Consider the following 10621-nt stretch of genomic DNA (forward strand, 5'->3'; position numbering starts at 1 on the left):
TGGGGGCATGAGGTTCGCTCATGGGGGCGCCCCCATGAGCGTTGCTCATGCGGCCGCGAGCAGCAGGGTGCCCGCGACGGCCAGCCCGGCGCCGAGCACCTGGACCGGGCGCAGCCGTTCCTTGAACACCCCGCGGGCCATCAGTGCGGTGACCACCGGGTAGAGCGAGGACAGGACGGCGGCAACGGTGGCCGAGCCGCGGTGCGAGGCCATCGCGAAGAGCGCGTTGGCGGCGACGTCGGCGAGCCCGATCGCGGTGAGCGCGGGCAGCCGGGCCCGCAGCCCGGGCAGGAGCCCGCCGGTGCCGCTCCCGCCGGTGCCGCGCGGGCCGGTGAGCAGGGCGGCGCCGCCGACGACGACGTTGCAGACCCGCTGGACGCAGAGCGCCAGCAGCAGCCCGCCGCCGGTCGAGGCGTGCGCGATCAGGGCCATCACGGTGCCGAAGCCGACGGCGGCGCCCAGGGTGAGCAGCAGGGCGCTGCGGGCGGCGGCCGGGCCGCCGCGCTCCGGACCGGCGGCCAGCACCACGCCGGCCACGGCCACCGCGATCCCGGCGACCTGGCCGGGCCCGGGGCGGTCGCCGAGCGCGAGGCCGACGCCGACCGGTACCACCACGGAGACGGTGGTCAGCGGGGAGACCACGCCCATCGGGCCGAGCGCGAGCGCGCGGTAGAAGGCGAGCATCGCGAACGGGCCGATCACCCCGGCCGCGACGGCGTACCAGAGCGCGGGGGAGGCGGCGGCCCAGCCGCTGGTGGCGATGACGGCGGCCAGCAGGACGGCGGCTGCCGCCACCTGGGAGGCGACGACCACGGCGAGCGCGGGCAGCCGCCGGGCGAGTGCGCCACCGCCGAAGTCGGCGAGCCCCCAGAGCAGGCTGGCGGAGAGGGCGAGCAGCACGGTCACGGCCGGCCTCCCGAGGGGTCGGCGGGCGCGGCGGGGAGGACGGGTGATGAGGGCAGCACAATGCACTCCGAAGTACAGTCGGATGGACTCGTTGCCGAGACCGGCAGCGTAGTGCAGTGAACTGAACTTTCCGAACAATATTCCGTACTGTTTCGACCAGTGGACGGAAAGACACCGGAGGACTGACCGCGTGCCGGACCCCGACCTCGTCGCCCGGGCCCTCGCCCGGAACCTCAAGCGGCTGCGTGCCGAGCGAGGCCACACCCTGGACGCTCTCGCCGCCCGCTCCGGCGTGAGCCGCGGCATGATCGTCCAGATCGAGCAGGGCCGCACCAACCCGAGCGTGGCCACCGTCGTGCGGTTGGGCGACGCGCTCGGCGTCTCGATCGCCACGCTGCTCGACTACGAGAAGGGGCCGGACGTCCGGATCGTGCCGGGCGACCAGGCCGTGCCGCTCTGGTCGGGCCCGTCCGGCGGCACCGGCACGCTGCTGCACGGGATCGAGGCGCCCGGGCCGCTGGAGCTGTGGGAGTGGCGGATCGAGCCGGGTGAGGAGTACTCCTCGGAGCCGCACCCGGCGGGGACGGTGGAGATCATCCGGGTCGAGGAGGGGGAGCTGACCCTGGAGCACGACGAGCGCGAGCACCGGGTGCCGGCCGGCAGCACCGTCTCCTTCGACGCCTCCTACCAGCACGTCTACCGCAACGCGGGGGAGCGGGCGGTGCGGCTGGCCATGGTGGTCTCCGTCCCGCCGCCGCGCTGACCTCCGTCCGTACGTGCCGAACGGCGCCTCCCCATCCCGGGGAGGCGCCGTTCGGGCTTTTCAGTGCCGGTCGCCGTAGCGCTGGCGGAAGCGCTCGACCCGGCCCGCGGTGTCGAGCACGCGGGACTGGCCGGTGTAGAAGGGGTGGCTCGCCGAGGAGATCTCGACGTCGATCACCGGGTAGGTGTGGCCGTCCTCCCAGTCGACGGTGCGGTCGCTGGTGACCGTCGACCTGGTGAGGAAGGCGAGGCCGCCGACCTTGTCGCGGAAGACGACCGGGCGGTAGGCGGGGTGGATGCCGGGCTTCATGGGAGGGCTCCTCTCTGGGGGCGGTCAGCGCTCTTCGCGGAAGTCGACGTGCCGGCCCGCGACCGGGTCGTACTTGCGCAGGACCATCCGGTCCGGGTCGTTGCGGCGGTTCTTGCGGGTCACGTACGTGAATCCGGTGCCGGCGGTGGAGCGGAGCTTGATGACGGGGCGCAGTTCGCTGCGGGCCACGGGGTGTCCTCCTGGCGGTCTGGCGGTGCTGGGTGGGTGCTGGATGGAACCGTACACCGAAATGGATGTCATTTTCATTTGGTGTAACGTGAGCCCGGTCCTGCCCATTCCCGGACGCCAGGGAGCACCCATGTCCGCGCACTGCCAGCTCACCGGCCGTCGGCCCGGCTTCGGCAACGCGATCTCGCACTCGCACCGCCGTACCAGCCGCCGCTTCGACCCCAACATCCAGCGCAAGCGCTACTGGCTGCCCAGCGAAGGCCGGTACGTCCGGCTCGTGCTGAGCGCCAAGGGCATCCGTACCGTCGACACGATCGGCATCGAGGCCGCCGTCGCCCGCATCCGGGCCCGGGGGGAGAAGGTCTGATGGCCAAGCAGAGCAAGATCGCCAAGAACGAGCAGCGGCGCGCCGTCGTCGCCCGCTATGCCGAGCGCCGGGCCGAACTCAAGCGGCTCATCGCCCACCCCGGCACCGACCCCGCCGAGCGCGCCGCCGCGCAGGCCGAACTCGCCCGCCAGCCGCGCGACGCCAGCGCCACCCGGATCCGCAACCGCGACGCGGTGGACGGCCGACCCCGCGGCTACCTGCGCGCCTTCGGCCTCTCCCGGATCAACCTGCGCGCCCACGCCCACGCCGGCCACCTGCCGGGCGTCCGCAAGGCGAGCTGGTGAGCGGGGTGGACGGCCACCCGGAGCGGATCAAGCTGCCGGTGGTCGTCGTCGCCGGCCTGCACGCCGACGAACGCCGCGCCGCCGTCGAGGAACTGGCCGCCGCCGCGGTGGACGCGGTGGTGCTGCGGCACGACCTCCGGGACGCCTCGCTCGGCCTCGTCCACCGCGAACTGCGGGACGCCGAAGGGGCGTTCGACACCGACGACGTGCCGCTGACCAACGACTGCCCGTGCTGCGCGCTGCGCGAGGACCTGCTGCCCCGGCTGCTGGAGATCGCCGACGAGGGCCGGTACGGGCTCGCCGTCGTCGAGTTGTGGGGCGGCAGCGACCCGCACCCGGCCGTCGAGGTGATCGCCGCAGGGGAGTCGGACGGCCGGGACCTGGCCGACGTCGTCGAGCTCGCGGGCGTGGTCACGGCGGTCGACCCGGACCGGCTGATCGCCGAACTCTCCGTCCCCGACGACCTGGTGGAGCACGGCGAGCACACCGCCGCCCAGGACGAGCGGACCCGCGCGGAAGCCCTCGCCCACCAGATCGAGTACGCCACCACCCTCGCCGTCCCGCGCGCCACGGCGCACGCGCCGGGGCTCGCGCTGCTGCGGCAGCTCCACGCCACCGCCCGGGTGGTCCGGCTCGGCACCGGTACCCTCACCCGGGCCGCGCTCGGCGGCTTCGACGTCGCCGCCGCCCGCGACCGGGTCAACCCGGCGATCGCACTGCTGCCGCAGGACCGCGACGAGGCGGGCGTCGCCACCCTGGTCTGGGAACGCCGCCGCCCGCTGCACCCGCAGCGGCTGCACGAGGCGCTGGAACTGCTCGTCCCGGCGGCGCAGCGCAGCCGCGGCCGGTTCTGGCTGGCCAACCGGCCGGACCTGATGCTCGCCTGGGACGCCGCCGGGGCCAACCTCGCGGTCGAGGAGTGCGGGCCCTGGCTCACCTCCCTGCCCGACGCGGCCTGGGAGCTCTACCCGCCCGCGCGGCGGGCGGCCGCCGCCCTCGACTGGCACCCCCTGCACGGCGACCGGGTGCAGCAGCTCAGCTTCACCGCGGAGGGGCTGGACGTCGACGGCATCACCGGCCTGCTCGACTCCTGCCTGCTCACCGACGCCGAACTCGCCGCCGGCGAACCCGGCCGGAAGGCCCTGCCGGACGCCTTCCAGGACCTGCTCGACCCCGTCCACTGAAGAACGAGGAAGTGCCCACCCGCATGCGCAAAACGACCGCCCCGCCGAAGCACCGGCCCAACCCGCTGCTTGCGGCGGGCATCGAGTACATCGACTACAAGGACACCGACCTGCTGCGCCGCTTCGTCTCGGACCGGGGGAAGATCCGCAGCCGCCGCGTCACCCGCCTCACCGTCCGGCAGCAGCGGGCGATGGCCCGGGCGATCAGGAACGCCCGCGAGATGGCCCTCCTCCCGTACACCTCCGGTCCCACCCGATAGGAGCCCACGATGGCCGTACCCAAGCGCAAGACCTCCCGCAGCAACACCCGGCACCGCCGGGCCCAGTGGAAGGCGACGCCGCCGAGGCTCGTCCCGATCACGGTCGACGGCCGCGAGCTGCTCGTCCCGCAGAACCTCGTCCCGGCCTACCGGCGCGGGCTGATCGGACCGGGGGAGGCGTAGGGGCGGTTCGCTGTGTGGGGGTGGGTGGGCGTGCCGCCGGGGGGTGTGGGGCTTCCCGGCGGTGGGTCGTGTGGCGGACGGGGGAGGAGGAGGTGGGGCGCGGGCTGATCGGACCGGGGGAGAGGTAGGGAACGGAGCTCCCTCGGCGGTGGTGCGGGGGCGCGGGCGGGTGCGGGCGGGAGCACCCGGGGGTTCTGTCGGGGGTGCTCGGCGGGCGCTTTGGGGTGGGGGTTCGTAGGCTCGACGCATGGCGGATGCGTACGCGGGGCGGCGGGAGCGGGTGAGGGAGCACTGCAGCGCGGCCGGGGCCGATGCGGCGCTGATCACCCGGGCGGCGAACGTGCGGTATCTGACGGGCTGCGCCCCCTGCGGGGCGACCCTGCTGCTGACCAGGGAACGCGCGCTGCTCGCCGTCCCGGACGACCTGCCGCCGGACGACTCCGGGGAGCACCTGATCGCCCCGGACGTGACGCAGCTGCCGGTCTCGGCGGGGGCGGACACCGCGCTGGCCGCGGCGGCCGCCGCCGCGGGCTTCGGGGTGACGGGCCTCGCCGTGGAGGAGCACGACCTGACCGTCAGCCGGCACCGGGCGGTGGCGGGCCTGGCCGGGCGGGCCCGGCTGGCCGACCTGGGGCAGGTGGTCGAGCGGCTGCGGGTGGTCAAGGACGAGCACGAGATCGCCGACCTGCGGATCGCGGCCGAGATCGCCGACCAAGCGCTCGGCGAGCTGCTGGAGTCGATCCTGGTCGGCCGCACCGAGCGGCACCTGGCGATGGAGCTGGAGCGCCGGATGATCGACCACGGCGCCGACCGGGCTTCCTTCCCGGTCTCGGTCGGCACCGGCAGCCACTCCGGCCAGGCCGCCCACCAGCCGACCGACCGCCGGGTGGAGGAGGGCGACTTCCTGACCGTGGTGATGGGCGCCCAGTACCGCGGCTACGGCGTCTCCACCGCCCGGACCTTCGTGATCGGGGCCGCCCCCGCACCCTGGCAGGTGGAGCTGCACCGGCTGGTCTTCCGCGCCCAGCGGGCCGGCCGGGAGGCGCTCGGACCGGGCGTGGAGCAGTGCGTACCCGACCGGGCCGCCCGCCAGGTCCTGGAGGCGGCGGGGCACACCGAGGCCTCGCCGCACCCGGTGGGGCACGGCATCGGGCTGGAGATCCGGGAGGCGCCGCGCCTCGGTCCGTCGGACATGGGTAAACTGGACAGCCGCGTGCCGGTCACCGTCGGCCCAGGGGTCCACCTCCCGGGCAAGGGCGGGGTCCGGATCGAGGACACGCTCGTCGTGCGCCCCCTCGAAGAGGGCGGGCCCGAGCTGCTCACCATCACCACCAAGGAGCTCCTCGCCCTGTGACGGCGGCCCCGTGGGCCGTCGGTGGCAGGACGCAAACCCTTGGTTCCTTGACAGCTATACAGGAGTTAGTGCGCCCGTGGCTTCCACGAACGATCTCAAGAACGGCATGGTCCTCAAGCTGGAGGGCGGCAAGCTCTGGTCCGTCGTCGAGTTCCAGCACGTCAAGCCCGGCAAGGGCCCGGCCTTCGTGCGTACGAAGCTCAAGGAGGTCCTGACGGGCAAGGTCGTCGACAAGACCTTCAACGCCGGCACCAAGGTCGAGACCGCCAACGTCGACAAGCGCGGCATGCAGTTCTCGTACAAGGACGGCGAGAACTTCGTGTTCATGGACATGGACACCTACGACCAGATCACGGTCGAGCCGGCCGTCGTCGGCGACGCCGCCAAGTACCTGCTGGAGGGCTTCGAGGCCCTGGTCGCCACCAACGAGGGCGCCGTCCTGTACATCGAGCTCCCGGCCGCGGTCGAGCTGACCATCGCCGAGACCGAGCCGGGCGTCCAGGGCGACCGCTCCACCGGTGGCACCAAGCCGGCCACCCTGGAGACCGGTGCCGAGATCCAGGTCCCGCTCTTCGTCACCACCGGCGAGAAGGTCAAGGTCGACACCCGCGACGGCAGCTACCTCGGCCGGGTGAAGTAAGTCCGTGTCGGCCGCACGCAGCAAGGCCCGTACCCGGGCCTTCCAGATCCTCTTCGAGGCCGACCACCGCGGGGTCGACCCGCAGCAGGTCCTCGCCGACTGGGTGGCCCGCGCCCGCGAGCCCAAGCCCGACGAGGGCACCCCCCAGGTGGCCGAGTACACCATGGAGCTGATCGAGGGGTACGTCCAGCACGCCCGTCGCATCGACGACCTGATCTCGCAGTACGCGGTGGGCTGGACCCTCGACCGGATGCCGATCGTGGACCGCAACGTCCTGCGGCTCGGCGCGTACGAGCTGATCTGGGAGGACGGCGTCCCGGACGCGGTCGTCCTGGACGAGGCCGTCGAGATCGCCAAGGAGTTCTCCACGGACGACTCGCCGGCCTTCGTGAACGGCATGCTCGCCCGCTTCCAGGAGCTGAAGCCGAGCATCCGCCGGTAGCCGGACATGCTGCCCTTCGGACGGCCGTCGGACCCGAGTCCCGGGACCGGCGGCCGTCCGGCGTTCCCGGCGGTGGGTGTTCCCGGCGGTCCGGTGTTCCCGGTCGTCGCGCGTTTCACCCGGTCGGCGTAGGGTGGGGCCTACTCGTCAGTAACTTGACGTTCCGGAACCAGGCGCGAAGGGCAGGTCCCCCCACATGACCACCGCGATCCGCAGCGAGTTCGACCAGGGCATCGCCCTGACCAGACATCCCGAGGAGCCCGGCCGCTACGAGGCCGAGCTCGGCACCGGCTGGCAGATCGGCGGCGGGGTCAACGGCGGGCTGCTGCTCGCCGTGGCCGGACACGCGCTGTCGCTGGAACACGGCACCCACCCCGACCCGGTGTCGATCAGTGGTTACTACCTGTCCGCCTCCACCCCCGGCCCGGCCACCGTCCGCACCGAGGTGCTGCGCAGCGGCCGGGGCCTGTCCACCGGCACCGCCTCGCTCAGCCAGGACGGCGTCGAGCGGTTGCGCGTGGTGGCCAGTCACGGCGACCTCTCCACCGCCGACGGCGAGGTGCGCACCAGCGCCGTGCCGCCGCAGCTGCCGCCGCCGGAGCAGTGCATCGGCGTGGAGCACGCGCCCAAGGAGCTGATCGCCCAGGCCGCCCTGCTGGAGCGCTTCGACCTGCGGCTGGACCCGGCCACCGTCGGCTGGGCGCTCGGACAGCCCTCCGGCAAGGGGCGGATCCAGGGCTGGTTCCGGCTCGCCGACGGCCGCGACCCCGACCCGCTGCTGCTCCTGCTGGTCGCCGACGCGCTGCCCCCGGTCACCTTCGACCTGGGCATGCCGGGCTGGGCCCCGACCGTCGAGCTGACCGTCCACCTGCGCGCCAGGCCGGTCCCGGGCTGGCTGCGGGTCACCCACGCCACCCGCAACCTGGCCGGCGGGTACTTCGAGGAGGACGCCGAGGTCTGGGACGAGTCCGGTCGCCTGGTCGCGCAGTCCCGCCAGCTGGCCCGGGTGCCGCGGTAGCACTCGCCCCCAGGGGTCGGCCCGAGGCCCGTCCCGGCTCCGCCATCGGTCCTATTACCGGTGGTTACATTCCTGTGACACGCCGTACGTGTGCGGCGCGCGCGGTTGGGGAGGAAGACGGTCAGCGGCGAGCCCGCCGCAGACCGTCACCCGCCGATGCCAGGAGCCACCGATGACTCGAAATGGCCGCTCCCGCCGTAACTCCGACTGCACCGCCGGCGGCTCGCGGCCCGCAGTCCGGGCGTCGCACCGGCCGCAGGGGGCCGAGGGCGCCGAGCAGGCGTTCGTCATCGGGGTGCTGACCAATCCGGCGGACTTCGCGCGGGCCCGCGCCTGGGGGGTCACCGACGCCCCCGACCACGAGCGCTACCTGGCCGACACCGCCGACCTGCTGGCCGACGCGCTGGAGCGGTTCGACACCGTCCGGGCCCGGATGTTCCACCCGCAGGACTTCGAGGAGTTCTGCCTGCTGCACGGGCTGGACCCGGCCGCGCCCGCCGCCCGCGACCGCTACCTGGTCAACCCGCCGCTGCAGTCCCAGCTGCTCGCCTACCAGGGCGAGGAGCTGGCCGGGGACTTCCTGCCCCGCCTGGTCCGGGCCCGGGAGAACGGGCTGACGCTCTGCCACGTCGACCTGCTGCTGGACGGCGGCCTGTACGGGGGCGCGGACGAGCCGGACGTCGAGCACACCCGCTGGGTGCGCGCCGCCTACCAGCGCGGGGGAGAGGTGTTCCGCCGGATGCTGGTCGGCGCGGGCGCCGGCGTGTACGAGTTGCGCCTGCGGGTGGACGCCCCCGGCGGGCGGCTGACCGCGGCGGCCCGGGTGCTCCAGTGGGAGGACGGCGTGGTGCGGATCAACGACGAGGACCTGGAGCTGCTCTGCGCGGTGCTGTGCACGGGGCTGGCGCTGGAGCTGCCGGGCGTGGCGGTGCTGCACGGTTCGCAGGGCTCGGCAGCCTCCTGCGGGGAGTACCTGCCGGCCTCCTGGGCCTGGTCGAGCGGCGGTCAGGACTGGGCGCCGGCGGCCCGGCCGGTCCGGCTGGACGGGGTGGCGGCCCAGCCCGGCTACAGCCTGGGAACGGTCTGCTGACGAGCGTTCGGAGGCGGGGTGGCAGTACCCGCACACGCCGCGGCGCGGCCCCCCATCGGGGTGCCGCGCCGTGACGTTTCTGCTTGCCGACACAGGTGGAGCGAGTGTCGGGAACTGCAAGGATCCGCCGGTGGAAGCCGGTGCGGTGAGCCTCAGCTCGCGTCCTCCTCGCGCACCGCACGGCGCGCGTCGGGGTTCAGCACGCCCCAGGAGATCAGCTGCTCGGTGAGGATCGACGGGGACTGGTCGTAGATGACGGCCAGGGTGCGCAGGTCGTCCTGGCGGATCGACAGCACCTTGCCGTTGTAGTCGCCGCGCTGGCTCTGGATGGTCGCCGCGTAGCGCTGCAGCGGGCCGGCCTTCTCGGACGGGACCTGGGTCAGTCTCTCCAGGTCGAGGACCAGGCGCGGCGGCGGCTCGGCCGCGCCGCCGGGGGTGCCGCCGGGCAGCAGCTCCTGTACCGGGACGCCGTAGAACTCGGCCAGCTCGGCCAGCCGCTGCACGGTGACCGCACGGTCGCCGCGCTCGTACGAGCCGACGACGACTGCCTTCCAGCGCCCCTGGGACTTCTCCTCGACACCGTGCAGGGAGAGACCCTGCTGAGTGCGGATCGCTCGGAGCTTGCCTCCGAGTTGCTTCGCGTAGTCGCTGGACATTGATCTCCCCGGACGAGATTGCTTCGCGTTCAGTGGTGGGTCACGGGCGATTGCCGACGCCGTTACCGGTGGGTTCGACGTCCGTCTCGTAACTCACTGTGAGGTTACGTAGAGTAAGGTAGTTGCGTCAAGCCGAATGGGGCAGTCGTGCGAATGGCCCGCATCGTCGGCGCGTCCGGGGTGTTAACCGGCGGAAGCGGAATGGTGGACTTCGGTTTGTCGTCCGGGCACTGCTAGGATGACCCGAAGCCCGCGCCGAGTCGGCGGGGGCCATCCCGACATCCTTTAAGGCCCGTCCAGTGAGGCGGGGAAGGAGGTCCGCTTCGGCATGACCGCACACAACGAACCGACGCCGCGGCCGCCGCACCAGGTGCTGGACGGCACGGACATCGCCCGGGTGATCACCCGGATAGCGCACGAGATCGTCGAGCGCGCCAAGGGCGCGGAGGACGTCGTGCTGCTCGGCATCCACACCAGGGGCGTCCACCTCGCCCGCCGCCTGCACGCCAGGCTGGCCCAGATCACCGGGCGCGAGATCCCGCTGGGCACCCTGGACATCACCATGTACCGGGACGACCTGCGGCTGAAGCCCGCCCGCGCCCTGGAGCACACCGAGATCCCGCCCGGCGGCATCGACGGCAAGCTCGTCGTCCTGGTCGACGACGTGCTCTTCTCCGGCCGCACCATCCGCGCCGCGCTCGACGCGCTCAACGACATCGGCCGGCCGCGCGCCGTCCAGCTCGCCGTCCTGGTCGACCGCGGCCACCGCGAGCTGCCGATCCGCGCCGACTACGTGGGCAAGAACCTCCCCACCTCGCTGCGCGAGGCCGTCCAGGTGCGCCTGTCCGACAGCGACGGCGTGGACGCCGTGCTGGTCGGCGACCGCGACTTCACCGCACGGTCCTCGCAGGCCATGGCCGCCAAGCCCACCGAACCGCACCTCCCGGAGTAACCC

Annotated in this window: 16 protein-coding genes; 12 read left to right on the forward strand and 4 right to left on the reverse strand. The window is 73.4% G+C overall.

The features are described 5' to 3' along the window. Positions 1-45: 45 nt before the first annotated feature. Positions 46-906: a DMT family transporter gene (locus tag BX285_RS16785; protein WP_121175545.1), complete on the reverse strand. Its 861-nt coding sequence runs from the start codon at positions 904-906 to the stop codon at positions 46-48. 190 nt (positions 907-1096) lie between these two features. Here BX285_RS16785 and BX285_RS16790 point away from each other — a divergent pair, with 190 nt between their 5' ends. Further along, positions 1097-1669, forward strand: a complete 573-nt coding sequence (locus BX285_RS16790; protein ID WP_097238716.1) for a helix-turn-helix domain-containing protein — start codon at positions 1097-1099, stop codon at positions 1667-1669. Positions 1670-1729: 60 nt separating this feature from the next. On the opposite strand, the gene BX285_RS16795 is transcribed toward BX285_RS16790, so the two are convergent. Together BX285_RS16795 and rpmG are read right to left on the reverse strand one after the other, a co-directional pair. Continuing rightward, a complete protein-coding gene (locus BX285_RS16795; RefSeq protein ID WP_097238717.1) occupies positions 1730-1978 on the reverse strand; it encodes a type B 50S ribosomal protein L31 in 249 nt (82 codons plus the stop codon). Between the two features lie 24 nt (positions 1979-2002). Further along, positions 2003-2167, reverse strand: a complete 165-nt coding sequence (gene rpmG, locus BX285_RS16800) for a 50S ribosomal protein L33 (RefSeq protein WP_097238718.1) — start codon at positions 2165-2167, stop codon at positions 2003-2005. 130 nt (positions 2168-2297) lie between these two features. On the opposite strand from rpmG, the gene rpmB reads away from it, so the two are divergent. The 10 genes from rpmB (at position 2298) to BX285_RS16850 (ending at position 9010) form a co-directional block, all read left to right on the forward strand. After that, positions 2298-2534, forward strand: coding sequence for a 50S ribosomal protein L28 (rpmB, locus tag BX285_RS16805; protein WP_121175546.1), 237 nt, complete (start codon positions 2298-2300; stop codon positions 2532-2534). After that, a complete protein-coding gene (rpsN, locus tag BX285_RS16810; RefSeq protein ID WP_121175547.1) occupies positions 2534-2839 on the forward strand; it encodes a 30S ribosomal protein S14 in 306 nt (101 codons plus the stop codon). The genes rpmB and rpsN overlap by 1 nt, the downstream gene beginning before the upstream one ends. Then, positions 2836-4023, forward strand: coding sequence for a GTP-binding protein (locus BX285_RS16815; RefSeq protein WP_259470552.1), 1188 nt, complete (start codon positions 2836-2838; stop codon positions 4021-4023). The genes rpsN and BX285_RS16815 overlap by 4 nt, the downstream gene beginning before the upstream one ends. Before the next feature lie 23 nt (positions 4024-4046). Further along, positions 4047-4283 (forward strand): 30S ribosomal protein S18, encoded by a 237-nt coding sequence (gene rpsR, locus BX285_RS16820; protein ID WP_097238721.1) that lies wholly within the window; start codon positions 4047-4049, stop codon positions 4281-4283. Positions 4284-4292: 9 nt separating this feature from the next. Next, the gene (gene rpmF, locus BX285_RS16825; RefSeq protein ID WP_121175548.1) at positions 4293-4466 is read left to right on the forward strand and encodes a 50S ribosomal protein L32; all 174 of its coding nucleotides are present in this window, start codon (positions 4293-4295) and stop codon (positions 4464-4466) included. 247 nt (positions 4467-4713) lie between these two features. Then, complete coding sequence (locus BX285_RS16830; protein ID WP_097238723.1) at positions 4714-5820, forward strand: Xaa-Pro peptidase family protein; 1107 nt, start codon at positions 4714-4716, stop codon at positions 5818-5820. A gap of 76 nt (positions 5821-5896) precedes the next feature. Continuing rightward, positions 5897-6460 carry an elongation factor P gene (gene efp, locus BX285_RS16835; RefSeq protein WP_097238724.1) on the forward strand — a complete coding sequence of 188 codons (564 nt, stop codon included), beginning with the start codon at positions 5897-5899 and terminating at the stop codon, positions 6458-6460. Positions 6461-6464: 4 nt separating this feature from the next. Next, positions 6465-6902: a transcription antitermination factor NusB gene (gene nusB / locus BX285_RS16840; protein ID WP_030056201.1), complete on the forward strand. Its 438-nt coding sequence runs from the start codon at positions 6465-6467 to the stop codon at positions 6900-6902. A 196-nt stretch (positions 6903-7098) separates the two neighbouring features. Continuing rightward, positions 7099-7920 (forward strand): thioesterase family protein, encoded by an 822-nt coding sequence (locus tag BX285_RS16845; protein ID WP_121175549.1) that lies wholly within the window; start codon positions 7099-7101, stop codon positions 7918-7920. Between the two features lie 172 nt (positions 7921-8092). Further along, a complete protein-coding gene (locus BX285_RS16850) occupies positions 8093-9010 on the forward strand; it encodes a hypothetical protein (protein ID WP_121175550.1) in 918 nt (305 codons plus the stop codon). A gap of 152 nt (positions 9011-9162) precedes the next feature. On the opposite strand, the gene BX285_RS16855 is transcribed toward BX285_RS16850, so the two are convergent. Beyond that, on the reverse strand, positions 9163-9666 hold the full coding sequence (locus BX285_RS16855; protein ID WP_030056198.1) for a transcriptional regulator: 504 nt from the start codon (positions 9664-9666) through the stop codon (positions 9163-9165). A gap of 328 nt (positions 9667-9994) precedes the next feature. Here BX285_RS16855 and pyrR point away from each other — a divergent pair, with 328 nt between their 5' ends. Further along, positions 9995-10618 carry a bifunctional pyr operon transcriptional regulator/uracil phosphoribosyltransferase PyrR gene (gene pyrR / locus BX285_RS16860; RefSeq protein WP_121175551.1) on the forward strand — a complete coding sequence of 208 codons (624 nt, stop codon included), beginning with the start codon at positions 9995-9997 and terminating at the stop codon, positions 10616-10618. The last annotated feature ends 3 nt before the right edge of the window (positions 10619-10621 follow it).

Origin of the sequence: Streptomyces sp. 1114.5 (assembly GCF_003635085.1) — a bacterium.
GTDB lineage: Bacteria > Actinomycetota > Actinomycetes > Streptomycetales > Streptomycetaceae > Kitasatospora.